The sequence below is a fragment of the Streptomyces yokosukanensis genome (assembly GCF_001514035.1).
In the GTDB taxonomy this organism is placed as follows: Bacteria; Actinomycetota; Actinomycetes; order Streptomycetales; family Streptomycetaceae; genus Streptomyces; species Streptomyces yokosukanensis.
The window spans coordinates 555,613-581,508 of record NZ_KQ948210.1 but is presented as its reverse complement, the minus strand read 5'-3'; the positions used below and the strand labels follow the sequence as shown (position 1 = coordinate 581,508).

The 25,896-nt window shown below is 70.7% G+C and carries 22 protein-coding genes and 1 pseudogene; 7 read left to right on the top strand and 16 right to left on the bottom strand.

Translation table 11 applies throughout. The features are described 5' to 3' along the window. Positions 1 to 63: 63 nt before the first annotated feature. Positions 64 to 825 carry a GntR family transcriptional regulator gene (locus AQI95_RS15390; RefSeq protein ID WP_067122931.1) on the top strand — a complete coding sequence of 254 codons (762 nt, stop codon included), beginning with the start codon at positions 64 to 66 and terminating at the stop codon, positions 823 to 825. Positions 826 to 1,023: 198 nt separating this feature from the next. On the opposite strand, the gene AQI95_RS15385 is transcribed toward AQI95_RS15390, so the two are convergent. After that, entirely contained in the window at positions 1,024 to 2,178 is a 1,155-nt protein-coding gene (locus AQI95_RS15385) for an ROK family protein (protein WP_067123188.1), read from the bottom strand. A gap of 338 nt (positions 2,179 to 2,516) precedes the next feature. Here AQI95_RS15385 and AQI95_RS15380 point away from each other — a divergent pair, with 338 nt between their 5' ends. Then, positions 2,517 to 2,960, top strand: coding sequence for a hypothetical protein (locus AQI95_RS15380; protein ID WP_067122928.1), 444 nt, complete (start codon positions 2,517 to 2,519; stop codon positions 2,958 to 2,960). Between the two features lie 4 nt (positions 2,961 to 2,964). Here the strand turns inward: AQI95_RS15380 and mug are convergent, their stop codons facing one another. From mug to AQI95_RS15345, 7 genes are all read right to left on the bottom strand, one after another. Continuing rightward, positions 2,965 to 3,402: a G/U mismatch-specific DNA glycosylase gene (mug, locus tag AQI95_RS15375; RefSeq protein ID WP_244188751.1), complete on the bottom strand. Its 438-nt coding sequence runs from the start codon at positions 3,400 to 3,402 to the stop codon at positions 2,965 to 2,967. A 104-nt stretch (positions 3,403 to 3,506) separates the two neighbouring features. Further along, complete coding sequence (purB, locus tag AQI95_RS15370; RefSeq protein ID WP_067122922.1) at positions 3,507 to 4,949, bottom strand: adenylosuccinate lyase; 1,443 nt, start codon at positions 4,947 to 4,949, stop codon at positions 3,507 to 3,509. Between the two features lie 398 nt (positions 4,950 to 5,347). Next, positions 5,348 to 6,127, bottom strand: a complete 780-nt coding sequence (locus tag AQI95_RS15365; protein ID WP_244188750.1) for an alpha/beta hydrolase family protein — start codon at positions 6,125 to 6,127, stop codon at positions 5,348 to 5,350. A gap of 19 nt (positions 6,128 to 6,146) precedes the next feature. Beyond that, positions 6,147 to 7,691, bottom strand: coding sequence for an FMN-binding glutamate synthase family protein (locus AQI95_RS15360; protein ID WP_067122916.1), 1,545 nt, complete (start codon positions 7,689 to 7,691; stop codon positions 6,147 to 6,149). A 401-nt stretch (positions 7,692 to 8,092) separates the two neighbouring features. Further along, a complete protein-coding gene (locus tag AQI95_RS15355) occupies positions 8,093 to 8,902 on the bottom strand; it encodes a class I SAM-dependent methyltransferase (RefSeq protein WP_067122913.1) in 810 nt (269 codons plus the stop codon). Then, positions 8,899 to 9,915 carry an aminotransferase class I/II-fold pyridoxal phosphate-dependent enzyme gene (locus tag AQI95_RS15350; protein WP_067122910.1) on the bottom strand — a complete coding sequence of 339 codons (1,017 nt, stop codon included), beginning with the start codon at positions 9,913 to 9,915 and terminating at the stop codon, positions 8,899 to 8,901. Before AQI95_RS15350 ends, AQI95_RS15355 begins: the two co-directional genes overlap by 4 nt. Beyond that, positions 9,912 to 11,252 (bottom strand): radical SAM family protein, encoded by a 1,341-nt coding sequence (locus tag AQI95_RS15345; RefSeq protein WP_244188749.1) that lies wholly within the window; start codon positions 11,250 to 11,252, stop codon positions 9,912 to 9,914. Before AQI95_RS15345 ends, AQI95_RS15350 begins: the two co-directional genes overlap by 4 nt. 170 nt (positions 11,253 to 11,422) lie before the next feature. On the opposite strand from AQI95_RS15345, the gene AQI95_RS15340 reads away from it, so the two are divergent. The 4 genes from AQI95_RS15340 to AQI95_RS15325 all read left to right on the top strand — a co-directional run bounded on the left by AQI95_RS15340 (position 11,423) and on the right by AQI95_RS15325 (position 15,824). Next, positions 11,423 to 11,914: a hypothetical protein gene (locus AQI95_RS15340; protein ID WP_067122907.1), complete on the top strand. Its 492-nt coding sequence runs from the start codon at positions 11,423 to 11,425 to the stop codon at positions 11,912 to 11,914. A 397-nt stretch (positions 11,915 to 12,311) separates the two neighbouring features. Beyond that, positions 12,312 to 13,193 (top strand): barstar family protein, encoded by an 882-nt coding sequence (locus tag AQI95_RS44835; protein WP_244188748.1) that lies wholly within the window; start codon positions 12,312 to 12,314, stop codon positions 13,191 to 13,193. A 445-nt stretch (positions 13,194 to 13,638) separates the two neighbouring features. Beyond that, positions 13,639 to 15,132: a DUF4253 domain-containing protein gene (locus AQI95_RS47325; protein WP_067122904.1), complete on the top strand. Its 1,494-nt coding sequence runs from the start codon at positions 13,639 to 13,641 to the stop codon at positions 15,130 to 15,132. Next, on the top strand, positions 15,132 to 15,824 hold the full coding sequence (locus AQI95_RS15325) for a hypothetical protein (RefSeq protein ID WP_067122901.1): 693 nt from the start codon (positions 15,132 to 15,134) through the stop codon (positions 15,822 to 15,824). Before AQI95_RS47325 ends, AQI95_RS15325 begins: the two co-directional genes overlap by 1 nt. Positions 15,825 to 16,146: 322 nt before the next feature. Here AQI95_RS15325 and AQI95_RS15320 read toward each other — a convergent pair whose 3' ends face one another. Beyond that, a complete protein-coding gene (locus AQI95_RS15320) occupies positions 16,147 to 16,872 on the bottom strand; it encodes a TetR/AcrR family transcriptional regulator (RefSeq protein WP_067122897.1) in 726 nt (241 codons plus the stop codon). Positions 16,873 to 16,967: 95 nt separating this feature from the next. Here AQI95_RS15320 and AQI95_RS15315 point away from each other — a divergent pair, with 95 nt between their 5' ends. Further along, entirely contained in the window at positions 16,968 to 18,092 is a 1,125-nt protein-coding gene (locus AQI95_RS15315) for an FAD-dependent oxidoreductase (RefSeq protein ID WP_067122894.1), read from the top strand. A gap of 31 nt (positions 18,093 to 18,123) precedes the next feature. Here AQI95_RS15315 and AQI95_RS44830 read toward each other — a convergent pair. From AQI95_RS44830 to AQI95_RS15285, 7 genes and pseudogenes are all read right to left on the bottom strand, one after another. Then, positions 18,124 to 18,384 (bottom strand): annotated as a pseudogene (locus AQI95_RS44830) (transposase); the annotation flags it as partial. Positions 18,385 to 18,451: 67 nt separating this feature from the next. Next, the gene (locus AQI95_RS15310) at positions 18,452 to 19,300 is read right to left on the bottom strand and encodes an SGNH/GDSL hydrolase family protein (protein WP_067122891.1); all 849 of its coding nucleotides are present in this window, start codon (positions 19,298 to 19,300) and stop codon (positions 18,452 to 18,454) included. A 62-nt stretch (positions 19,301 to 19,362) separates the two neighbouring features. After that, positions 19,363 to 20,382 carry a hemolysin family protein gene (locus AQI95_RS15305; RefSeq protein WP_067122888.1) on the bottom strand — a complete coding sequence of 340 codons (1,020 nt, stop codon included), beginning with the start codon at positions 20,380 to 20,382 and terminating at the stop codon, positions 19,363 to 19,365. Beyond that, positions 20,379 to 21,722 carry a hemolysin family protein gene (locus tag AQI95_RS15300; protein ID WP_067122885.1) on the bottom strand — a complete coding sequence of 448 codons (1,344 nt, stop codon included), beginning with the start codon at positions 21,720 to 21,722 and terminating at the stop codon, positions 20,379 to 20,381. The genes AQI95_RS15305 and AQI95_RS15300 overlap by 4 nt, the downstream gene beginning before the upstream one ends. Before the next feature lie 116 nt (positions 21,723 to 21,838). Beyond that, a complete protein-coding gene (locus AQI95_RS15295; protein ID WP_067122883.1) occupies positions 21,839 to 22,303 on the bottom strand; it encodes a GNAT family N-acetyltransferase in 465 nt (154 codons plus the stop codon). A gap of 45 nt (positions 22,304 to 22,348) precedes the next feature. Next, entirely contained in the window at positions 22,349 to 23,236 is an 888-nt protein-coding gene (locus tag AQI95_RS15290; protein ID WP_067122880.1) for an LLM class F420-dependent oxidoreductase, read from the bottom strand. Positions 23,237 to 23,316: 80 nt separating this feature from the next. Then, positions 23,317 to 25,896, bottom strand: a complete 2,580-nt coding sequence (locus AQI95_RS15285; protein WP_067122877.1) for an ABC transporter permease — start codon at positions 25,894 to 25,896, stop codon at positions 23,317 to 23,319.

The window sequence follows — 25,896 nt, the reverse complement described above, 5'->3', positions numbered from 1 at the left end:
AAACAACCTTTAATAAACAAGGGCGCTAAAAACCGCCGGACCACGGCTCTTGCGGAGGACAGGGTGGGGACCACGCAGCTGGAATCGGTGCCGGAACCGAAGTACTGGCATCTCAAGACCGTACTCACCGAGGCACTGGACTCCGAGTTCTCGGTCGGGGAGATCCTGCCCAACGAACGCGACCTCGCCGCCCGCTTCGGCGTGGCCCGCGCCACGCTCCGCCAGGCCCTCGAACAGCTGGAGCTGGAAGGCCGGCTGCAGCGCCGCCGCGGCGTCGGTACGACCGTCGCGCCCCCGCGCGTGGGCGTGGCCGTCGGCACCGAGCAGCACGCCTGGCCGGGCGCCGCCTCCGACGCCTGGCAGCCCGTCGACTGCGAGCAGGCCGCGCCGCCCGCGTCCGTCGCCGCGGCCCTGGAGACCGGCGCGGACGAGCCCGTCCACACCGTGCGCCGCTCCCGGATGTCCCACGGCCAGCCGGTCGCCACCGAACTGCTCTACGTCCCGGCGGCCTCGGTCCCCGACCTCACCGCCATCGACACCCCGTCCGGCGCGGCACGCGCGCGTGCGGTGCTGCGCGAACTCCAGCACCTGTCGCTCGAGAGCCAGGACCGCGCCGTCGAGCTGGGCTCCGCCCGCGCCGACGACGCCAAGGAACTCGACCGGCTCCCCGGCTCGCCCGTCCTGGTCGTCACCACGCGCTTCTTCGCCGCGGGCCGCACCGCCGCCCTGTCCGTCGCGACCTACCGCGCCGACACCTGCCGGCTGACCTTCGGCGACTCACCCGACGTGGAGATACACCACGACCCGGAGCGCCGCGCCTCCTGATCACCCGTGTGCCCCGGCCTCGCGGCCGGGGCACACGGATTACCCCCTCCCCGGGAATCCGTTCCCCAGCCTCCGCGCCTCGGCGCATGCCGGGCGAGGACGACTCCCCGGGCGCGCGGGCAACGGCCCGACCAGCCACAACGCGGCCGGACGGGTACGGCGACCCGCACCCGGCCCGTGTGGCGGGACAGCGGCAGCTCAGCGCCGCGCCGTCGTGCCGCCCACCGCGAAGAGCTGCTCCTCGACATGATCCAGAGCCAGGCGCAGCGCCCCCGTGGACACGACCGCCTCGCCCAGCAGGGACAGCGTCACCCGTGGCGGCCGCAGGCAATAGCGGGCCAGTTCGCGGTGGAGCGGTTCCAGGACGCCGTCGAGACCGGCCGCCCAGCCGCCGATCACGACCAGCTCCGGATCGAGCGCCAGGACCAGCGCCGCCACGTCGTGCACGAGCCGCTGGATGAACCGCTCGACGGCCGCCCGCGCCCGCTGGTCGCCCTCGCGGGCCAGCGCGAACACCTCGGCGACGGCCTGCTCGTCCAGCGGGTGCAGTGGCTCGTCCGTGGTGGACAGCAGTCTCTCCGGAGTCGCCTCCCGGCCCAGCAGATGCAGCGCGCCGATCTCCCCGGCGGCGCCGCCGTAGCCCCGGTGCAGCCGCCCGCCGATCAGCGAACCCGCGCCCGGGCTCAGCCCGGCCAGCACGAACACCACGTCGTCGGTCCCGGCCGCCGCGCCCTTCCAGTGCTCGGCGACGGCCGCCGCGTTGGCGTCGTTCTCCACCAGGACCGGGCACTTGAAGGAGCGGCTGAGCCGCTCGCCGAGCCTCAGGCCCGTCCACTGCGGCAGCGCCGTGCTCAGCCGCACCGTACCGTCGGCCTCGACGATCCCCGGCGTGCCCACGCCCACGGCCCGCAGCGAGCCGCGGGCGACCCCGGCGCGCCGCAGCAGCTCGGCGACCGCGCCGCGCAGCCGGTCGAGCCGCTCGTCCGCCGTGGCCGTCTCCGCGACCTCCTTGGCCTGTGTGCCCAGCACCCGCCCGTCCAGGTCGGACAGGACCGCGGCGACCCGGTGCGGCCCGACCTCCAGGCCCAGCAGATGCCCCGCCTCGGCCCGGAACCGGAACCGGCGCGCGGGGCGCCCCTGACGGCGCGCACTGCCCTCGTCGGCCGCCGCCTCCACGACGAGTCCGCCCTCGATGAGCCCTTCGACGACGCCCTCCACCGTCGGCCGGGACAGTCCGGTGACCCGGGTGACCTCGGTGAGCGTCGCGCAGTCCGTGGCACGCAGCGCGTGCAGTACCACCGCGGAATTGATCCTTCGCAGCAGCGAGGGATCGCCGCCGGTCAGCTGCGCCACCCGTCCGTCCTTCCAGCTCGCGGGCGTGATGGCCGGATCGTACTCGTCCCGGCGCACCCCCGGCGAGTGCCGGGTTCCGGATCGGGGCCGGCGGCAGGGTGCGAGGGCCGGTGACTCGGCGTGGCTCGACGAACCCCGACTCGTACGCGGCGATCACCGCCTGGGTGCGAATGAAGGGACGGATGCCGACCAGTCGGCATCGGCATCGGCACCCACAGCGGGCTCGCCATGACCGCGCTGTGGTCGACGGCCGCCCTGCCGGCCGGCGGGTGGGGCCTGCACCGCAAAGACGCCTGACGCCCCGCCAATTGTCAGTGGCGACCGCTTTACTGGAGCACATGGACATCGCGAAGTGCCTGACCGTCATCGACGCGCTGTGCGCCGGGGAGTTCCCCGCGCCGGACGGCGCGCCGAAGCCGGGTGCGCCGGGACCCGGTCACCGGACCGTGGAGTTAGCGGCGAGCCACGGGATGCGAGCGGGCGACGCCGGGGCGCGGCAGGGGACCGCGCAGGACTTCCGGGCGTACCGGGAGGCCGTAGCCGAGCGGCTGCACGACCGCTGGGGCCGTCAGCCGCCCTGGGGCCAGCTGACGGTGCGGCTGCGCCTCGGCCGGGGTGAGGCGATACCGGAGCCCTGGGCCACCCTCAGCCTGCTCACCGACGAGCTGGACGTGTGGCAGGTGACCGACACCGGCCGCTGGGTCGCCCTCGGCGTCGCCGACCGGGACGAGGCGGACGAGATACGGCTGCTGGCCGCGGTCACCCGGACACCCCCGCCCTGACCGCTCAGACCGACGCGGCGTCCCGCAGCCGGGCGAACTCCGCCGCCATGGTCGCCGCCGTCCAGTGCGCGTTCAGCCCGCTGGGATTGGGCAGCACCCACACCCGGGTGTCCCCGAACGTCCGCTCCTGGGGCCCCACTTGAGCCGTGCGATCACCGAAGGCCGACCGGTAGGCGCCCACTCCGACCACGGCCAGCCAGCCCGGCCTGAGCCGCGCCACCTTCGCGGTGAGCAGCCGCCCGCCTTCGACGTACTCCTCGGCGCTCAGCTCGTCGGCCCGCGCGGTCGCCCGCGCCACGACGTTCGTGATGCCCAGTCCGTACGACAGCAGCTCCCGCTGCTCGGCCGGCTTCATCAGCCTCGGCGTGAAACCGGACAGATGCAGCACCGGCCAGAAGCGGTTGCCCGGGCGGGCGAAGTGGTGACCGGTCGCCGCCGTCATCAGACCCGGGTTGATCCCGCAGAACAGCACCCGCAGGCCGTCCGCGACGACGTCCGGTACGAGACGGTCGCGGGCGGCCTCCAGGTCGGTCTTCGTCAGGCGGGTCAGAGGATCGCCCCGGGGGTGTAGCCCGCGGCCTGCGGGTGCTGCTTGACGATCTCCTCGATCCGGCCGACGACGACACCGACCTGGTCGGCGGCGGCGCCGGTGAAGGACAGCTTGTCGGCCATCAGCGCGGACAGCTGCTCACGGTCCAGCGGGAGCCGTTCGTCGGCGGCGAGCTTGTCGAGCAGGTCGTTGCGCTCGGCGCCCTGCTCGCGCATCGCGAGCGCGGTGGCGACGGCGTTCTCCTTGATCGCCTCGTGCGCGACCTCGCGGCCGACCCCGGCCCGCACGGCACCCATGAGCACCTTGGTGGTGGCCAGGAACGGCAGATAGCGGTCCAGCTCGCGGGCGACGACCGCCGGGAAGGCACCGAACTCGTCGAGCACCGTCAGGAAGGTCTCCAGCAGGCCGTCGAGCGCGAAGAACGCGTCGGGAAGCGCCACCCGGCGCACCACCGAGCAGGACACGTCGCCCTCGTTCCACTGGTCGCCCGCCAGCTCACCGGTCATCGAGGCGTAGCCGCGCAGGATCACCATCAGGCCGTTGACGCGCTCGCAGGAGCGGGTGTTCATCTTGTGCGGCATCGCGGAGGAGCCGACCTGGCCCGGCTTGAAGCCCTCGGTGACCAGCTCGTGCCCGGCCATCAGCCGGACCGTCTTGGCCAGCGAGGACGGCGCCGCCGCCAGCTGCACCAGCGCGGTGACGACCTCGTAGTCCAGCGAGCGCGGGTAGACCTGGCCGACCGAGGTGAACGCCTGCGCGAAGCCCAGGTGCCCGGCGATCCGGTTCTCCAGCTCGGCGAGCTTCCCGGCGTCGCCGCCCAGCAGGTCCAGCATGTCCTGCGCGGTGCCGACCGGGCCCTTGATGCCGCGCAGCGGGTAGCGGCCCAGCAGTTCCTCGACGCGGCCGTGGGCGACGAGCAGCTCGTCGGCGGCGGTCGCGAACCGCTTGCCGAGGGTGGTGGCCTGCGCGGCCACATTGTGCGAGCGGCCGGCCATGACCAGCTCGGCGTACTCGCCCGCCAGCTTGCCGAGACGCGCCAGCACGGCGACCGTGCGGTCGCGCATCAGCTCCAGCGAGAGCCGGATCTGCAGCTGCTCGACGTTCTCCGTGAGGTCACGGGAGGTCATGCCCTTGTGCACGTGCTCGTGCCCGGCGAGGTCGTTGAACTCCTCGATCCGTGCCTTCACGTCGTGCCGGGTCACCTTCTCGCGCTCGGCGATCGAGGCCAGGTCGACGGTGTCGAGGACACGCTCGTAGTCGGCGATCGCCGCGTCCGGCACGTCGATGCCGAGGTCCTTCTGGGCACGCAGCACGGCGAGCCAGAGCTGCCGCTCCAGCTTCACCTTCTGCTCGGGGGACCAGAGCGTGGCGAGCTCGGCGGAGGCGTAGCGTCCGGCGAGGACGTTCGGGATGCGGGGCTTGGCGGGAGCAGAAGTCACGTGTCCAGATTCTACTGGCGGTTTGTGCAGGCCAGCGCCGCGCCCCCGATCGTCGAAAGCTACGAGACCCGCGTCACGGTGCGCTGCCGGCCGGCACGGCCGGCTCCGCCGGCACCTCCGCGTGGCACGGCTCGGCCGCGCGCCACCAGACCGGCGCCCTCCCGCCCAGCTGGGACACCGGCTCCATCGGCCCCGGCCCCTCTCATGACCGGGAGGCTACGCCCGGCCCTCGTACGGCAGCAGCTCGGGGCGCTTGGGCGGGCGGCCGTCCCCGGACGGTGTGACACCCATGGCCGCAGTCACTTCTGAGGCGTCACTGCGCCCCTGCCTGTCACGCGAGAGGCGAGAGCGCTGTACTGGGGCGCCTGAAGTTGCTCTCATCAGGTGAAAACGACCTCTCAAGCACCCGAGACGTCCTTTCCTACGGGTCGTGAGGCGTGGATGTACTGGTCGGCCCAGGCGCTGATGATGTGGGCGGCTCGCCGCGCCTGCCCTCGTGAGGTCAGGAGGTGGTCTGCTCCTTCGAGCGAGACGAAACTTCGCGGGTGCCGCGCCTCGCGGAAGATCTCCCCGGCGTTGGCGATATCGACAGTGTCGTCGGTGGGCGAGTGCATCACGAGCAGCGGCCGGTCCAACTCACGGACCCGGTCGTGCAGACGGGCACGGCGGACGTCCTCGACGAAGGCGCGCTTGAGGACCAGGGTCCGCCCGCCGACGAACCACTCGTGCTGCCCCTCACTGAGCACGCGGTCGACGACCGCGTCGTACTGGTGCTCCACGTGGCTGGGGTCGGCGGGCGCCCCGATCGTGGCGACCGCGCGGACGCCGGTCGCCTCGGCCGCCGCAGCGATGGCGGCGGCGCCTCCCCACGAGTGACCCACCAGCAGATCCGCCGGAGTCCCCCGCTCTGCCATCAGGTTTACCGCGCGGACGGTGTCCTGGACCTTGACGGTGAAGGAACCGTCACCCCAGTCGCCGTCGGAATCGCCGATCCCGAGGTTGTCGTAGCGCAGCATGCCGATCCCCTCGCGGGCCAACTGCTTGCTGACCCGTGAGGCGGCCGGCGAGTTCTTGCCGAGCGTGAATCCGTGGACGAAGATCCCCCAGCCCCGGACCTCGCCCTCCGGCAGGTCGATCGACCCGGCCAGCTCGGGGCCGACGACGCTCTTGAATCTCACTTCTTCGGACACGTTGCGATCACTCCGGCCGGGTGTTCGTGGAGGCCGGTGTACCGACGAGCAGCTCGGTGATCTCCTTGGCGAGGTGCGGGCCGAGCTCGCCCCAGCCGTCCTTGTAGCCGTAGACGCCGGCCAGGGTGCGGGCCTCGTAGTCGCCGTTCATGATCTCGATGTCGTCTGCGGTGATGAGTCCCGGGTGGGCGACGCCGACGGCCGACGAGACCTTCATCAGCTCCCTGCGCAGGGTGCGCAGGTAGACAGCGGCCCGGGTGGCCTTCGAGGTCGGGTCCAGGCCGCGGGCCAGCCACTGGTTCTGGGTGGCGATGCCGGTGGGGCACTTGTCGGTGTGGCACTTCTGCGACTGGATGCAGCCGATCGACAGCATCGCCTCACGGGCCACGTTGATCATGTCGGCACCCAGAGCGAAGGCGACCGCGGCGTTCTCGGGCAGGCCGAGCTTGCCGGAGCCGATGAAGGTCAGCTCGTCGGTGAGCCCGAGCTCGGCGAAGGTGCCGTAGACCCGGGAGAAGCCCATCCGGAACGGCAGCGACACCGAGTCGGCGAAGATCCGCGGCGCCGCTCCGGTGCCGCCCTCGCCGCCGTCGACGGTCACGAAGTCGACGCCACGGTCACCACGCGCCATCAGGGCGGCCAGCTCCTGCCAGAAGCCCAGCTCGCCCACCGCGCTCTTGACTCCGACCGGCAGACCGGTCTCGGTGGCGAGCAGCTCGACGAAGTCCAGCATCGAGTCGACGTCGCCGAACGCGCTGTGCCGCGAGGGGGAGGCGCAGTCCTTGCCGACGGGTATGCCGCGGATTTCGGCGATCTCCGGGGTCACCTTGGCGCCCGGCAGCATCCCGCCCAGCCCCGGCTTGGCACCCTGGGAGAGCTTGATCTCGATCGCCTTGACGGGGGCGCTCGCGACCACGTCCTTGAGCTTGTCGAGGTTGAAGCTGCCGTCCTCGTTGCGGCAGCCGAAGTACGAGGTACCGATCTGCAGCACCAAGTCGCCGCCATTGCGGTGGTACGGCGACAGGCCGCCCTCGCCGGTGTTGTGCATCGTGCCGGCCAGCGCCGCTCCCTTGTTGAGCGCCGTGATGGCCGCGCCGGAGAGCGAGCCGAAGCTCATCGCGGAGATGTTCACGACGCTCGCCGGCCGGAAGGCCTTCGCACGCCCGCGCGGCCCGCCCAGCACCTTGGCCGAGGGCAGCGGGGCCTGCGGGTCATGTGTGTCGGGCAGAGCGCCGGCGAAGGTGCGCTGCTTCAGGTAGGCGTGCCCCTGGACGTGCTCGACGTCGACCTCGGTTCCGAACCCGAAGTAGTTGTTCTCCTCCTTCGCCGACGCGTAGATCCAGGTGCGCTGGTCACGGCTGAACGGGCGCTCCTCCTCGTTGGAGGTCACGATGTACTGCCGCAGCTCCGGCCCGATCGTCTCCAGCAGGTACCGGGCGTGCCCGATCACGGGGAAGTTCCGCAGCAGTGCGTGCCGCTTCTGGACAAGGTCGCGGGCTGCCACCAGCGCCACTGCTGTTGCGGCGACGGCGCCGATCCTCCGGGCCTGCATGAACGTTCCTCCTTGAGGCACGGCTCCATCGCCACACGGTGGAGCCCGCTTGTGTCACATCGGGCGCCAGACGGCGCACACAGTCAAGGGCGCGCCGACGCCATCGAAGAAATGCGAAACGACTCTAAAGGGCCACACGAATATGCACAGCGACGGCGATCACACCACCCGGACGACCGGGCCCAGACCTCGCCCGCATCCCAGAGCCAGGCATCAGCTTGTTGTTCGACCTCGCCGGTTCACCTGACCTGCTGATCTTGGTTCGTTCCTGAGGCAGCAGGACGGCCGTTCTTCACGCTTCGACGTGTCGAGCAACGTCGCGTGAGAGAACGGCCGCTGGTGAGAGGATCACCGCTCGTGCGGCCTCCGAACAGGCATGTTGCCCGGAATGCGGTGCTGGCTTAACTCGGATGCATGACCGGTACCGACGGCGGATCGCCGATCTGGCCGCTGGCGGTTCGGGAGCGGCAGAACAGGAGCTGCTTCGGCGAGGTGCTCGTGAACAGGGATTGATCGTAGTCCCCGTAGCGCTGCGCGACGTCGAGACCGGCCAGCCGGCAGAGCGCCAAGAGTTCCTCGGGAAAGAAGCAGCGCATGCTGACCTTCTTGGTGCGTACGCACACGCCGTCGCGTAGGTAGTCCAGCGTGAAGCGCAGCACTTGGGCGGCGGCGTCGTAGCTGGTCGTCGCTCGCACGTCGAGCCTCGCCCCGTCCCGGTCCGCGACCGACTTGTGGTGGTAGGGCGACTCCGGGAGCCGGCACAGCTTGGCCATGTCGGGGTTGAACACGTCCAGGATCAGGGTCCCGCCTGGTCGCAGCACGTTTCGCGCCGAGGCGAGGAACGCGACCACGGAATCCAGGTCGTGCAGGTGCTGCATCGCGTTGGTTGCCGAGAACACCAGGGCGAAGCGCCTGTCGGAGCGGATGTCTCGGCAGTCCTGTTCCAGCCACTCGACCGGCAGTCGCTCGTCCTCGGCCCGCCGACGGGCACGCGCAAGCATCGAGGGCATGATGTCAAGCCCTGTGACCTCGACACCCGCCCGCGCGATCGGCAGGGTGATGCGCCCGGTCCCGCAGGCCACCTCCAGGACCGGACCGCCCGCCTGGACCGCTTGGCTGAGGAAGAACGGGATGTCGTGGGTGCGCGCGCTGAACTCCTGATCGTAGAAGTCCGCATCGTCGTAAACGGCCAGGTCCTCCAGTGGCTTCATCGCGCCACCGCCGGCGTCGGGCCGAAAGTGTCAGCAAGGCTGGTCAGGATGGAGCCGGACCAACTGCTCTCCCCGAACACGCTGACCGGCATGGCGAGCACGCCGCACTCACGCCGGAGCGTCTCCGCTGGGATTTCAACCGGGAAGAAATAGTTGCCGGGACACGTCCGGCTCGCCGTGGGAATCGCCCCGAGCACGTCGTCCGGCAACCGTTCGAACAGCCGCTCAGCCCGTGCGGCCAGTTCATCGACGACCTGCCGGGGCACCTCGCTGTGCTTGGTCAGCAGGCGGTCGGCGAGCCTCAGTTGAGCCGGTGTCGGCGGATCCGCCCGGAACGCTTCGGTCAATTCGGTTTGCATCGGACCCAGCAGGACCACGCCGAATGTGCGTGGCCACAGCCATCCCTTGGTGACCGAATGCAGTAGGACCGCGCAACCGGTGTCCAGCAATCGCTGTGTGCCGGCAGCGAACGGGGCTCCCAGGTCGTAGACGCTGTCGATCAGCAGGCGGCGGCGTGGTGATTCCCGCAACCACGAAATCACGGCGGCGCACTCGGTATCGGACAGGTGTCGGCCGAGCGGCTTGCTGGGGTTGGCGAGCAGCAGGTATTCGGGTCGGTGGTCCGCCGGTGATCTCGGCAGGACCGGCGCCGGTAGCGTCGGGTAGGACCCGGGCTCCAGGCCCGCAGCGCGGGCCAGCTCGAAGTAGACCGGGTACACGTCGCTGGGCAGCCACAACCGCGCTTGCACGGTGCGCAGCCAGTCGAACACCATACCGAGCCCGTGCCGGACCCCTCGACAGACCATGGCGTGGCCGGACCACTCCTCCGGCAGCTCGAAGCGCCGCAGCCAGGCACGGGCGAGATCGCACCGGTGCACCGTACTCATGTCGGTCGGCGGTTCCGGTCGCATCGGAGCAAGCGCCCGGTACACGTTGGTCTCGGCGGCGTCCAGAAGCGACGGGAAAGCACTGAGTTGCCGCTGGCGGAATTCCTGGAACTCCTCGAACCTCATGTCGCCGCACCTTCCGGCACGATCTCGCTGGCCCGGTCTTCCAGGGAGGCGTAGCAGCGCCCGTCGGCCATGACGTTCCAGCTGCGTGCGATCCCGTTGGTGCGTTCCCAGAGCAGGCTGGGCTCGGTGTAGGCGGCGATCCGCATCGGCCGTCCGTCCCAGTTGCCGTGGTAGACCGGCGCGCCCCAGGGCAGGCGGCTCGCCAGTACGAAGCCATGCTGCTCGGCGAACCGGGTGACGATGGACAGCGAAACCTGGTGCTCTCGGCTCCAGACGTTGGCGGCGCGGTCGAAGTAGAGCGACTCGGTGCTGGTGGATACATAGAGTTCTTTGAAGCAGACTTCCTCGACGCCGAGAGCCGCGGCCCACGAAAGGTAGTCGGCGACCTCGGCCGCATCGGCGACGCCGCCGTGTTGGAGCACGCAGATGAGCCTCATCCGCAGCCCCGGCCAGCGGTCACGTTCCACGCGCCAGGTGTCGATCACGGAGTTCACCGGCGTGCGCAGCATCATCAGCCGCTCGCTGACGGCGTCGTCCTGATGGTGCCGGGAGACCGCCAGCACGCTCAGGCCTGCGGTGCTCAGGGCTGCGAGGCGGCCGGCCCGGTCGGCGTGCCGGCCTTTCGCCAGGGTGTGCGCGTTGGTGATCAGGACGACCTTCGGGAAGACCGCCGAGCAGGCGGACACCAGTCGCAGCTGCTGCTCGAACGGTATGAGGGTGGGCTCCCCGCCGCCGGTGATCACTGCACGTTCGGCACCCGCCGCACGGGCGCGCTCCAGCCAGTGGGCGACCGCGTCCCACGGGACCCGTGCCGGCGCCTGGTCGCTGGAGATCGAAGCCGAGGAGAAGCAGAACGAACACCGGGCTTGGCAGGCGGAGGCGACTGGCAGAAGCGACACCGAGCGCGGTCGCGTGTCGGCGTAGCGGCCCTGTGCCGACCCATGCAGGTGCAGGGAGGCCGCCATCGCATCCTCGACGGTCGTCGGGCGCAAAGTGAACTCGTCGCCTACTTGGTCGAGCTCATGGACTGCTGACAGCCGGATGCGAGCCTCGTGCAGTTCCATGCCGAGGCCGGTCGACACGTTGGGCACCAGCTTGTCGGGGTCCACCATGGTTTCCAGCACCAACAGCCGGTCACCGGGAATGGCCAGACGGTCCAGCAAGCGTCGCGCCTTGCCGATGCCGATTCCCAACTCCGCTCGGGTCAGCAGGTGGAACCGGTCGGGATAGGTACTCTCCGGAATCCCCGCCTTACCGTAAGCGTTCGCGTACTTGTCGAAGCCCTTCGCGAAGTTCGACAGCACGATGACGTGGAAGCACTGGTCGCCATGGTTCATCCCGTCATCATGCATGAACGGGCCCAGACGACATGGGCCGAACTGCAGGCGGAGCGCGGTGCCACCGCACGCCTTCTGCCGCTCATCGCCGTCCGGCAAGGCAGCGCAGTCCCGGCGTCGCGCTGATATCGGAGTGCGAAGTGGCTCGGGAGAGTGTCACAGTCACTGTCGTGACCTTGATGGATGTACTCGTCGGCTTCTCCCGCACTGGCCGGATCGGGCCCCTGAACTGCGGAATGACCCTGGCTGAGGCTGAAATCCTTCTCGGCCCGGGGCGCCCGCACCCCGCCCACATCATGAAGGGACCCGATATCGACGGCTACCCGTACTCCTGGGACGGGCTGGGGCTCGTGGTCACTCAGCGAGCCGTCAGCGGGATCTGGATCAACCTCCGGCCCGGTTCGACCGCCGAACTTCCGCCGCTCGTCCTGCCCGATTCCGAGTCATTCGACGCCACCGTCCTCCGCGAGGAGCTGATCGCCGCCCTGGACGACGCAGGCTGCCGACATGCGGTCAACAGCACCCTCACCTTCGGCCGGCAGGCAAGCCTCATCACCCGACCCGCCGACGTCTGCGCGGTCTTCAGCCTGCCGGGACGGGACAACCACGTGCCGCACCGCGATCGGCACTACCTCAATGTGATGCACAAGCACACGGCTTGACACTGCTGATTCCACAGAATGACCCGGTTCACGTGACCCTCGACCATACCGCTGGAGTAGGGCAGGGTCAGCCTGGCGGTCACGGCGTCGAAGTCCTTGTAGAGGTCGCGGGTGAAGCAGTGCGGGGGCGGCAGGTCGCTGCTCTCGACCGCCTTGATCCAGCGCGGCAGGAGGAGGCCTTCAGAGGTTCATCCCTGCAGCCCGGCACCTCCGCATGGTGCTCCTTCGGCCTGCCCACCCAGCCCGCCTCCGACGTCTGCGAGTACGACGAAAGCGATCTCGCCTGACGGCCACCCCACTTCGCATCGTTCCCGGCACCAGCCGACCGCATGTGATCGCCTTGCGCTCACGCCCCTCCGGCCGACGACAGCACCTGTTCGCACCATAGGGTCGGAACATGTCGACCGAAGACCTCCCGGCCCCCACGGCCAAGCACTGGCAGGACTGCACGCACGTGTACGACTTCCTGGACCAGATCCGTCTCCGGCCCGGCATGTGGCTGTCCGGCGGCTCAGTCCACGATCTGCAGACGATGCTGATCGGCTACCAGGTAGCCCTTGGTGTGCACTCCATCGACGACCCCTGCGACTTCTGGCACGGCGGAGCCTTCAGCCAGTGGCTCGGGACACGCCTCGGCGGCAGCAGCCCGCTCGGCTGGGCAGCCGACATCGAACGCAACACCCCCGACGGCTCGACTCCCGTCGAGGAGTTCTTCCGCCTCCTGGACGCCTACCGGAGCGACGCGGCGCAGCATCCGGCGCCAACCGCTACGACCACCCGGCTTCCCGGCATCGAGTACATGATCAACACCTTCGTCACCCTCTTCTGGCGCAAGTGTCTCCTCACACAGGCGGCGAAACGTCTCGAAGACCGCGGCTTCCGTGTGATCCGCCTGGAAGCCGGCCAATGGAACACGGAGCGGGACATGCACCGCGCCATTGCCACGGCTCTGGACTTTCCTGACTACTACGGTCGCAACCTTGACGCGCTCAACGACTGCCTCGGGGACGTAGCCTGCTACGGCGGCTACGACGATGCTCCCGAAGGCGCCGGACTGGTCCTTGTCTTCACTGACTACGACCGGTTCGCGACAACCTGCCCCAGGTCGGCGCAAGTCGTCCTGGACATCATCGCCGACCAGGCCCGCCAAGCAGCCGTACTTCGCCGCCGTCTGATCTGCCTGGTCCAGAGCAACGACCCGCAGATCCGGTTCGAACCCGTCGGAGCCATGCCCGTCCTCTGGAACAACGACGAAGCGCTCGACGCCCGCCGCTGTTGAACAGGTGATCCTTGTCAGTGCACCCGGTCAGGGCGCCCGCCATGAAAGTGGGACAGCTGACCGAAGCGCTCTCCGGTTCCGTTGAGGGTCTCCTTCCGTCCGGTCGGGTGGTCACAACGGATGAAGGCGACGGAGGCGTACAGCCCCTGTGGCTCAGCGACGGGCCGGCCACGGCCCAGCTCTGGACGCGGATGCATGCCGAACACGCGCGCTCCGACCTGTGGCCTCTGCTGCTCGACTCGCTGGATGCGAACGACGATGAATTCCGCCCGCGGGCATCCGGGGAGGTCTTCCCCGAGCAGATGTCCTCCCCGGCACGCCACGACCCAGCCGGGAGACGGCTACGAACCCTGACCATTCGGCCGCCGAGTGCGCGCAGGCGTTCCTCGCCGACCGCCCAGAGGCACGTCTGGGGCTGGTCGCCGCAGCGTCCGGTGCCGAGGCGTTGGCGATTGCGGGATGGGCGGGACCTTGCAACGACGACAACGACACCGCGAAGTTCTCCGCGGTCGTCCGTGACTGGGAGCGCCGGTTCGGCGCCCGTGTCGTCGCGGCCGGCTTTTCCACGCTGCACCTCAGCGTCGCCGCGCCACCGGCCAACGAGCATGAGGCTCTCCTGGTTGCGGCCGAGCACTTTGCCTTCTGCCCGGACAACACCACGAGCCTGGTGGTCGGCGATGAGTCCGACAGCTACCTGGGCGAGGTGCTCACGGACCGCCCGCACCCTCTGAGCGCGTTCCAGGTCAACATCGGGTCGGCGTCGCTGCGCGGCTCTGCGCTCATGTTCGCTGCTCCCGCGGCCTCCAGTTCTGATGAGCACGCCTGGGTCCGCGACCAGGCGACCGAGTTGCCAGGCAGCCGCGACGAGCACGATGTCCACGAGGCGGCCGCTGCGCTGTGCGGGCTCCCGAACGACATCGCCGGCATCGTCGACCCCGGACTGCTCGCCACCCACGACCATTTCGGCGTCCGCCAGGCCGGTGCCGTCCTGTGCATGAGGTTCCCCGCCCGCCATCACAGGACCGCCCTGCACCTCGCCCGCGACCCCGACCTCCGCGCGCGGCGGGCCCTGGCCGAAGCCGCCGCGAACGCGGCCGTGGAAGGCCCGGAAACCGACGCGATTCGCCAGATCCTGCGCGGCGACCCGTGCCACAGCATCCGGTCCCGCGCGGGAGCACGACGGACGACTCCTCATCGGGCCGGCGCCCCGGGCCGGACACCGGCCCGATCCGGCAGCGGGGCGGAACCCGATGAGGTTGAGGTTCCGCCCCCGCAGACCGTGATGGACCCCGCTCTTCAGTCTGGCGACCCCGTTCGTCACACTGACGCCGTGCCTCGAATAGCCACCGCCGCTTCGTCCCGGCAGGTCCGCCGCCTCACCACGATGGCGCTTTTCGGTCCGCCGGTGATCGTCGGGCTGTCGTTGCTGGCCGCCAATCCGGACTGGAGCGGGCTCGGACTGGTGCTTGGGACCTTCGCGCTGATCGCGACTCTCTCGCTGATGATCACCGCAGCGCCGAACGGGTGGTTGATCGTAGGCGGGGTGATCGTGGGGATCGCCGCGCTGTCCGGGCCGGGGCCGGTGCTGCAGGCGGAGGTGATGGCGCACCAAGGGCAGCGGGTGGAGGTGCGGGTCACCTCGGTGAAGACGTACCAGGGCAAGCACGGGCCGGAGTACACCTGCCTTCTGGGGCGGGTGGACGGCAAGCCGCTCAACCACGCCGAGCTGGGCAACGACTCCTGCGACGGGCCGATGGAAGTCGGGCAGACCGAGGACGTGCTCGTCGACCCGCACGGCTGGACGGCGCCGGAGCCGGCCGAGACGGACTACAGCGGGATCGACATCGCCGCGTGGGCCCTGCCGGTGGTACTCGTGCTCTTCGAGCTGTTGGTCTGGCTGTCCCGGCGGGTCGGGCAGCGCCGGTTCGAGGGCCGCTGATGGCGCCCGGGTCCCGGAAGAACGTGGCCTGGCCCCCGCACGTGGTGCGGCGGCTCGCCCGCACAGTCGCGCTCGTCCCGCTGCTGATGGTGGGCATCGGCGTGCTCGGCACCAGCCCGGACTGGTTTCCGGCGGCGCTGATCCTCGGTGTGCTGACCGTGGCTCTCGCGATCGCGGTGCTGATGGCGACCGAGACCAAGGGGTGGGTGTTCTTCGCCGGGCTGATCATCGGACTGGCCGTCGTGCTCGGCTCCGGGCTGGTCTTCCAGGCCGCGCTGATGCAGAGCCGGGGGCAGCGTACCGAGGTGCGGATCACCTCGGTGTACACCACCAAGGGCAAGACCGGCCGGATCTACCACTGCAGGCTGAAAAGGACCGACGGCAGGCCGATGGACCACGCCGACATCGTCGGCATGGGCTGCAACGGCACGGAGGACGCGGGCACCACCGAGCACCTGCTGGTGGACCCGAGCGGCTGGCTGGACCCGCAGCCCGCCGATGCCGACTTCAGCTCCCTCCCCGTCGGCGTCGTGGGAGTCGGCGTCGCGATCGGGTTGTGGGAGCTGACTGTCTGGCAGACTCGCCGGATCGGCCTGCGCGAGGCCGCGGCGAACCCGACGGCGCCTAGCCGGCCGAGCGGCGCCAAGCCGAGCCCAGACAACCGGAGCAAGAAGAAGCGCAAGCGGCGCTAGTGTCCTGCGCCTGAAATGGCACGCTTGCCGTTCATCCAGTCCGTCGGGGCTTGGTGCCGACCTTGTGGTGGGTCGGTGGCCGGTAGGGCCGGCCGGTGGCCAGGGCCAGTCCGCCCCCGTGGTGGTCGGCTCTGTGGTGGTTCTTCGAGCCGGGTGGGCGTCCGGGGCCGGGGCTGGGAGGTTTCGGCACGTTCGGTGCAGGCCGCGATGAACGTCGCGGCCGGCCGATTTCGATGAGGCCCCGGTTGGTACAGTCCGCGCGATCCAAGCGGGTGATCTTGCTGGTTCGTCTCGGCGTCATGTGGTCACCGCACGCCGCAGGTCAACCGGATGCGGGCCGCAGGTTGTTCATGAGCTGGCCGAGGGCGAACTCGAAGCGGTCGTGTCCGGTGCCGGAGATCAGCTCGGCGGCATGGCGTCGAGTCTGCGGGAATTTCTCGGCAGGCAGTGCGGTGAAGCGGTCCAGCAACTCCTCGTGGCTGAGTACCCATTCGTGATCCTGGTGCCGGCGCCGTTGCTGGACCAGCGACTGCTCCAGTGCGTAGGCGCTGACGTAGAGGGACAGCGCGTCGCGGGCCCATCCGGCCGTCCTCGGTTCGATGCCCCCCGCGAGCAGGATCGCCAGGATTCCTTCGCCGACCCGCAGCGTTTCCAGGTTGGTCGGCACCGTGGCCAGCGCGGCGCGCGAGACTCCAGGGTATTTCAGGTACAGGTCGCGGATCTGTGTGTACACCCCGAGCAACTGCTCGCGCCAGGCAGTCGGGTCCGCTTCGGGGAGCACGACCTCGGCGTAGAGCCTGCCGATCAGCAGATCGTCGATGTCGTCCTTGTTGACGATGTGCGCGTACAGCGACGACGGACCGGTGCCGACCACGGCGGCGACCCGGCGGATGGTCAGCGCGTCATACCCCTCGGTGGCGACGACTTCCAGGGCGGCGTCGGTGATCCGTTCGACGGTGATCGGCTTCTTGCGTGGTGCCGACGCGGCGACCTCCGCTGCGGGTTGGGCGTGGCGAGCTGCGCGGCGTTGGCGGGGATCAGCGGACATGCCCACCACTATAACTTGACGCGATCTAAGTTCGACAAGTAGAACTTAGATCGGCATAACGAACTAAGTTCGTACCGATGTCTCGGAGGTGTGTGATGCGAGTTTCCGTTGTCGGAGCCGGCCTGGGAGGTCTGGCTCTCGCGCAGGGTCTGCGTGGTGCCGGGATCGAGGCCGACGTGTTCGAGCGCGACCCGGGGGTCGTCGCACGGTTCCAGGGCTACCGGCTCGTGCTGAACCTGAGCGGTTTCCAGGCGGTGCGCGACTGCCTGCCGACGCGCTGGCACCCGCTGCTGGACGAGATCGTCATGGACGCATCCGCCGAGCAGCTGATCCTGGACCCGCAGCTGAAAGAGATCGGCAAGCTCGGCGCGGGCCGGACCGGCATCGTGGTCGACCGGCAGGTGCTGCGACACCTGTTGCTGACCGGCCTCACCGTGCATACCGATGCCGCGCTGACCGGCTACGACGTGCTGGCCGACGGCAAGGTCCAAGCCCAGTTCGCCCGCCGCGACCCGGCCACCGCCGACCTGCTCGTCGGCGCGGACGGCGTCACCTCCGCGGTCCGCGGGGTGTTGTCGCCGCAGACCATCCCGACCGACACCGGCGTCCGGTTCGTCATCGGCCGCACCCCGCTGACCGACGAGTTCGCCGGCCTGTCCAAGGCCTACGGCTCGAAGATCACGGGCGGCGGCGTCAGTTTGCTGCTCGGCGCGATGCGCTTCCGTACCCCGCCGAAGCAGGCCGCCGAGCAACTCGCCCCCGACGTCACGCTGCCCGACATCGGCGACTACGTGCGCTGGGCCATGATCCTGCCGCCGAACGGCTCACCGGGGGACCTGACCGCGCAGGACGCCGTGCTGTCCAGGATGGAAGGTTGGCACCCGGAGCTGCGCGCGCTCATCGAGCAGGCCGACCCGGACAACAGCACGCTGCTGTCCATCCGGGTGGTCAAGCCCGGTGAGCGCTGGGCGTCCGGCCCGGTCACGCTGCTCGGCGACGCGATCCACGCCACCTCCCCGACCGGCGGCAACGGCGCGAACACCGCGCTGCGCGACGCCGACCTGCTGCGCCGCTGCCTGATCGAGGCCAACGAAGGCCGCCAGGATCTGCTCAGCGCGGTCGGCGACTACGAGCGGCAGATGTTCGAGTACGGCGCCGAGGCCGTGCGCAGCAGTCTCGAGAAGCTGCCCGCCTTCGCCCCCGAAGCGAAACTGTCCTGAGTCCGAAATTCACCTTGTGCGATCGACCGGACTCGTCGCTGGTGGCGGCATCGGACCGTAGCCAGTGGGAGACGTCCACGGCGAGGACCAGCCGGCCGTCGGCTGCCCGCGGCAGAGACACCCCGGCCAGGGAGCGCCGTAGTCGGCCGATTTCGATGAGGCCCCGGTCCAGAGCGCTGTACAGGGCGCCGTGCCCGCGCCGGTGCTCGGGCGTCAACGCCGACCCGACCAGCGTCTTCACCGGCCCCTCCGAGCACGGGAGCGCGTCCGTGAGCTCCGCGTCGGATCGGATTGTCGGTCAGCAGGCCGAGCCATCGCTCGACCTGGTTGATCCAGGAGGAGCCGGTCGGGGCTCCAGGTCAGGGCCCCACCCGTCGCCAGTCCGTCACAGAGCCGGGGTCTGTGTGGTCCGCAGGGGTGACCCAGAAGGCCTTGCCCAGCTCGGCGCTGAATTGGGCGCCTGTCCGGCCGTCGCCCGAGGAGCGGCCGGTCAGTCGGCGGCCTATCCAGGGCAGAAGGTACTGCCGGGCGAAGCGGGCGTCCGCGACCCGCCGGGTCAGCCAGTCCGGCGGGGCGGTGGCGGGCATCGGCAGCCGCCAGTCGCCGTCCTCCGGCTCGTACCCGAGCCGCTGCCACACCGCCTCGGCGACCCGGCGGTGCCCCTCCGCCGTCAGATGCAGCCGGTCCACGTCCCACATCCGGGGATCGCCGAGGGAGGGGGCGCCGTACAGGTCGACGACGAGGGCGCCGTGCCGGGCGGCCAGCTCGTCGACGCAGGCGAACAGCTCCTCCATGCGCGGCCGGAACCGCTCCAGCACCGGACCCTGGCGGCCAGGACTGCGCATCAGCACCAGCTGCCCGCAGGACGGCGCCAGCCGCTCCACGGCCTCGGTCAGCAGCCCCTTCACCCGGCCCATGTCGCACTTGGGCCGCAGGGTGTCGTTGAGGCCGCCGACCAGCGTGATCACGTCGGCGTCCATGGCCGCGGCCGCAGCCACCTGTTCGTCGACGATCTGGCCGATGAGCTTCCCGCGCACGGCCAGGTTGGCGTAGCGGAAGTCCGGGGTGCGGGCGGCCATCCGCGTGGCGAGCAGATCGGCCCAGCCCCGGTAGGAGCCGTCGGGCAGCAGGTCCGACATGCCCTCGGTGAAGGAGTCGCCGACCGCGACCAGGCTGCTGTACGGGGGAGGTGTGGGATTCGTCTGCATGGCGTCAGCGATGGTATCCCGGCTCCATACCCGCCGGTCGGTCGCCCCGTGAACACCTGGCGTCACCCGGGCGCAGGCTGTCCGAACAGCTCCCGCAGCACGTCCTCCATGGTCACCAGGCCGGACAGCCGGCCGTCGTCACCGAGCACCGCCGCGAGATGCGTACGGCTGCCCCGCATCGCGGTGAGCACGTCGTCCAGCGGGGTCCCCTCCCGTACCCGCGCGATGGACCGCATGTCCCGGAGCCGGAACGGCATGTCCCGCGGCGAGGCGTCCAGCGCGTCCTTGACGTGCAGATACCCCACGATCCGACGGCCCACGTCGACCACCGGGAACCGAGAGAAGCCCGACTCGGCCGACAGCCGCTCCAGCTGCTCGGGGGTGACGCCCACATGCGCGTACACCACCCGCTCCAGCGGCACCACGACATCGCGCACCGGTCGGCTGCCCAGCTCCAGGGCGTCGTGCAGCCGCTCCTGCGCCCGGCCGTCGATCAGCCCCGCCTCGCCGGCGTCCTTGACGATCTCGGCCAGCTCGGCGTCCGTGAAGGTCGCCGCGACCTCGTCCTTCACCTCCACCCTGAGCAGCTTCAGCAGCCCGTTCGCGAAGGCGTTGATCGTGAAGATCACCGGGCGCAGTGCCCGGGACAGCGCGACCAGCGGCGGGCCGAGCACCAGCGCGCTGCGCACCGGTTCCGCGAGCGCGATGTTCTTCGGGACCATCTCGCCCAGCAGCATGTGCAGATAGGTGGCGAGGGCCAGCGCGATCACGAAGGACACGGCGTGCCCGGCGCTCTTCGGCACGCCGATCGCGTGGAACACGGGCTCCAGCAGATGCGCGATCGCGGGCTCGGCGACCACGCCCAGGACCAGCGTGCACAGAGTGATGCCGAGCTGGGCGGCGGCCAGCAGCGCGGAGACGTGCTCCAGGCCCCACAGCACGGCTTTCGCCCGCCGGTCGCCCTCCTGGGCCAGCGGCTCGATCTGCGAGCGGCGCACGGAGATCAGCGCGAACTCGGCGCCGACGAAGAAGGCGTTGACGACCAGCGTCGCCAGACCGATCAGCAGCTGTACGGCGGTCATCGCGCCCCCTCCGTCCTCTCGTGGGCCTGTTCGTCGTCCAGCGGCGCGTGCAGCAGCACCCGCGCCGCCCGCCGCCCCGCGGCGTCCACCACGTCCAGCCGCCAGCCGGCGACCTCGACCGTGTCGCCGGTGCGCGGTATCCGGCCCAGCAGGGTCGCGACCAGCCCGGCCAAGGTCTCGTACGGCCCCTCGGGCACCCGTAGACCCACGCGCGCGAGCTGGTCGGTGCGGGCGGCGCCGTCGGCCGAGTACAGGGCCCGGCCGTCCTCGTCCGTGCCGGCGGGAGCCAGGTCGGGCGTCTCGTGCGGGTCGTGCTCGTCGCGCACCTCGCCGACGACCTCCTCGACGATGTCCTCCAGGGTCGCCACGCCGGCCGTGCCGCCGTACTCGTCGATGACGACGGCCATGGTGCGTCTGCCGCCGAGCCGGTCCAGCAGCCGGTCGACGGTGAGGGACTCGGGCACCAGCAGCGGCTCGCGCATCACCTGGGAGACGCGGCGGTGGCGGCGCTGCTCGGCCGGCACCGCCAGGACGTCCTTGATGTGGGCGACACCGACGACCGAGTCCAGGCTGCCCCGGTAGACCGGGAACCGGGACAGACCGGTGGCCCGCGTCGCGTTCGCCACGTCCTCGCAGCTCGCCTGGGTGTCGAGGGCGACGACCTGGACGCGCGGGGTCATGACGTTCTCCGCCGTGAGGTCGGCCAGGTTCAGCGTGCGCACGAACAGCTCGGCGGTGTCCGCCTCGAGCGCGCCCTGCTTGGCGGAGTGCCGGGCGAGGGCGGCCAGCTCCTGCGGACCGCGCGCGGAGGCCAGCTCCTCGGCGGGTTCGATGCCCAACCGGCGCACGACCCGGTTGGCCGTGTTGTTCAGATGCGTGATGAAGGGCCGGAAGACCCCGCTGAACCAGCGCTGCGGGTTGCCGACCCGCTTGGCCACGGCCAGCGGCGAGGAGATCGCCCAGTTCTTCGGCACCAGCTCGCCGACGACCATCAGGAACACCGTCGACAGGGCCGTACCGAGCACCAGGGCGACCGAGGCGGCCGTGCCGCTCGACAGGCCCATCGCCCGGAACGGACCGGCGAGCAGCTTGGCGATCGACGGCTCGGCGAGCATGCCGACCACCAGGTTGGTCACGGTGATGCCGAGCTGGGCGCCGGAGAGCTGGAAGGTCAGGTTCCGTACGGCCTTCAGGGCACCCGGGGCACCGCGCTCACCGCGCTCGACGGCTCGCTCCAGCTCACCGCGCTCCACCGTGGTCAGCGAGAACTCCGCCGCCACGAAGGCGCCGCAGGCGAGCGACAGCAGGATCGCCACCAGGAGGAGGAGCACTTCGGTCATCGGGTCACCCCCGTCCCATGATCGGACGGGGCGGGGCGGGACGCGCGGTGGCGCGGACTGGGAGGCTCGCCCATGGGCGGACGCTCACAACCTTTCATCGGGGGCCGAGTACTCCCTCAAGAGTAAAGGACGAGCAAAGGGAACTCGCCGCCTCGCTCCGTGAGCGGCTTCACCCAGCGCCGCCAGTGCTCCTCCGGGCCGTACCCGGCCGCGCTCCAGGTGTGGTGCGCCCTCTCGTTGCGGACCAGTACCATCGCGTCCGCGCGCCGCCCCCCGAGCCGTACGAAGCGCTCCTCGGCGGCGGCCAGCAGGGCCGATCCGATGCCCTGCCGACGCCGCTGCGGGTGCACCGCGAGCCGGTACAGATGGCAGCGCCACCCGTCGAAGCCCGCGATCACCGTGCCGACCAGCTCGCCGTCCCTCCCCACGGCGAGGATCAGCGCCCCGGGATCGCGGGCGATCAGCCGGTCGACGCCGTCCGGGTCGTCGCTGATGCTGGTGCCCTCGGCGGCCGTCCTCCAGAAGGCAAGCACCGCGTCGAGGTCGGTGCGGGCAGCGGGGCGTATGTGCGGATCAGTCATGTGATCACCGCAGCACGCGGCGCGTGCCCCGTGCCGGGAATTCCGTCATGCGGACTCCTCGCGCAGCCGCTCCATCACCGGCGCGAACGCCTCCATGGACGGTTCCACGACGGTCAGATACGAGAAGCCGAACCGCTCGCGCAGCGCCCGCACCCGCGCGACCACGTCCTCCAGCCGGCCGACCAGCACGATGGGCAGCTCCAGCGCCGTCTCCGTCGTCAGCTGCGGCTGCCGTTCCAGCAGCGGCTTCAGCACGGGCTCCGGGTCGTCGGTGATCGTCACCAGCTGGATCAGCAGATTCAGCTCGGCCGCTTCGGCCCGGCCCGCCGCCAGACCTCGGTAGCGCGCCACCCGCTCGTCCAGCTCGTTCGCGGTGAGCGGCTCCAGAGCCCCCGGGGCCGACCCCGGCCGGGCTCCGGGGAAGGCCGCGATGTCCGCGTGCTCGGCGGCCAGCCGGAGCATCCGGTCGCCGTTGGCACCGATCAGCAGCGGCACCCGGGGCTGGAGCGGCCGGGGCTCGTGCTCCTGCGACCCCAGCAGCCGGTCCAGTTCGCGCACCGTGCGGCTCAGATGGTCCACCCGCTCGCGCGGCGAGCCGTACGGCAGCCCTGCCGTCTCGTGCTCGGCCGGCACGTATCCGGTGCCCAGCCCGAGTTCGAGGCGTCCGCCGGTGAGCGCGTCCGTGGTCGCGACCTCGCGTGCGAGCAGCGTCGGGTTCCAGAAACCCGCGTTGAGCACGAACGTGCCGAGCCGCGGTCGCTCGGTGGCCTCGGCCGCCGCGACGAGTGCCGGGAACGGCGCGACCATCCCGAGGTGGTCCGGGACGAGGATCACGTCGTAGCCCAGTTCCTCGGCGCGCCGGCACTTCGCGCGCCACTCGGCGGCGGGCGCGGCGTCGAGCAGATTGACCCCGAAGCGGAACGGACGCGTCATGAATACTCCTCCACGGATGAGGACTTGATCCCGGACCTTCGATTCCATCATGGAGCCGGGCACGCGTCGCACGGGCCGCGTCACTCGTGGGCGATCGCCGCCAGCACGTTCATCCGCGAGGCCCGCAGCGCCGGCAGCAGGGCCGCGACGACACCGACCACCACCGAGCCGAGCACGACGGCGACCATCGTGGTCCAGGGGATCGCCAGCGCCGTCAGCCCGCGCAGGGCCAGCACCTGCTGCATGCACACGCCCCACACCAGCCCCAGCGCCAGCCCGAGGACCGCGCCGAACACCGCGATCACCACCGACTCCAGCCGGATCATCCGGCGCAACTGCCGCCGCCCCAGCCCGATCGCGCGCAGCAGCCCGATCTCGCGGGTGCGTTCCACCACCGACAGCGCGAGGGTGTTGACCACGCCGAGCACGGCGATGACGATCGCCAGCCCGAGCAGCGCGTACACCAGATACAGCAGGACGGCGATCTGGTCGTGGACCAGCTGCTTGTAGTCGCCCTGGTTGCGCACCTGGACCTGGGGGAACGGCCCGAGCGCCCGCTCCAGGCGAGGGCGCAGGTCCTGCGTCCTGGTGCCGGGGGACGCGTTGACGTAGAGCACCGAGTCCTGGGCGTCCGGCACGTACTTCGCCAGGGTCGCGAGCCCGAGGAAGAGACCACCCTGCGCGCCGAACCCCTGTGTGGTGTCCTGATCGGTGAGTGCCGCGACGGTCAGTTCGGTGCGCCGCCTGCCCGGGAACTCGACCGGCAGGACGCTGCCGACGCGCACGCCGTGGTTCCTGGCGAAGCCGGCGTCCATGGCCAGGCGGCCGTCCGCCAGCGCGGCGCCCGAACCGCCCTGCGCGTAGCTGATGTGCACGACGTCGTCGAGCCCCCGGCCGTACCCGGTGGCCGTCGTGCGGACCTGGCTCCCGTTCGGCAGCCGTACGGCGATCTGGGTGAGCCGCTGCGGTACGACGCGCCCCACACCGTGCGTGGCCAGCACCGCGTCGCGCACCTTCGCGGTGAACGGGACGAAGTTGGTGTTCTGGACGATGAAGTCGGCGCCGAGGTTCTTGTCGATCTGCTGGTCGAACGACGCGGACATCGAGGCGCTCGCCACCGACATCCCGCCCACCAGGGCCAGGCCCACCATCAGCGCGGCGGCCGTGGCGCCGGTACGACGCGGATTGCGCAGGGCGTTGCGCTGGCTCATCCGGCCGACCGGACCGAACACCGTGGGGAGGGCCGCGCCCAGCACCCGGATCACCGGCCGCACCAGCAGCGGGCCGGCGACGACCGTCGCGATCAGCGTCAGGGCCACGCCGAGCCCGAGCAGCGAGGCCGCCTGCGCGGTCCTCGTGGCCGCCGCGCATCCGGCCAGCGCGGCGGCGCCGACCGCCCCGACCACCCCGCCGACGACCGCACGCACCTTCAACGGCCTGCTCCCGCCGGTGACTTCGGCCACCCCGTCGCTCGCGAGCGCCGCCATCGGCGACACGGCCGCCGCACGCCGTGCGGGAAGATAGGCGGCCACGAAGGTGACGCCGAGACCGACGACGTAGGCCGCGACCGGTGTGCGCCAGCCGATGACCATCTCCGTGGCCTTCAGGTTCATCCCGAACGCGGTCATCAGCCGGATCAGCGCCAGCGCCAGCCCGATCCCGGCCGCGAGGCCGAGCGTCGAACCGACCAGCCCGAGCAGCAGCGCCTCCGTGAGCACCGAGCGCCGCACCTGCCGCCGGTCCGCGCCGAGCGCCCGCAGCAGGCCCAGTTCCCGGGTGCGCTGGGCGATCAGCATGGAGAAGGTGTTGACGATGAGGAACACGCCGACGAGGAGCGCGACACCGGCGAAGCCCAGCATCACGTACTTGATCACGTCCAGGAAGGCGCCGAGGCTGGCCGCCGCCGACGTGGCCTGCTCGTTCGCGGTCTTCAGGTCGTAGGCACCGGTGCCGATCGCCGCGCCGATCCGGCGCTTCAGCTCCGCGTCGGAGACCCCCTTCACCGCGTCCGCCGTGACGCTGGTCGCCTTCGCGGCCGACCCGAGCAGCTCACGGCCCGCGACCGCCGGGTCCAGGAAGAGCAGGGCCGCGCCGGGGTTGGTGGTGGTGAACGTGGCGATGCCGACGACCCGCACCCGGAAGGTGCCCGGCTGCGCCTGCACGGTCAGCGGGTCGCCGACGCGTACGTGCTTCTTGCCGGCCGTGTCGGCGTCGAGCAGCGCCTCGCCCGCACCGCGCGGCGCATGCCCCGAGGTGAGCTTCACCGGGCTGCGGTCGGTGACGTGCCAGGCCAAGGTGATGGTCGGGGCACCGGTGGTCGGGCCGACGGACTTGTCGCGGCGGTCGACCACGACGGCGTTCTGCACCGACACCTCGGCGCGGGCCGCCGCGACGCCGTCGACCTTCGCCACCCGGTCGCGCAGCGCGGCGGGCACGGTCTGCACCGAACCGCTCACCCGGGCCGCCCTCAGATCCTGCTGCTTCGGCTGGACCGTCACATCCGCGGCCGTGGAGGCGAACAGCCGGTCGAAGGTGTGCGTGACCGTGTCGGAGAAGATCAGGCTGCCCGCGACGAAGGCCACGGAAAGGATCACGGCCAGTGCGGACAGCGCGAGCCGCCCCCTGTGCGCGAGGAAGCTCCTCAGGGTCGCCTTCAGCAC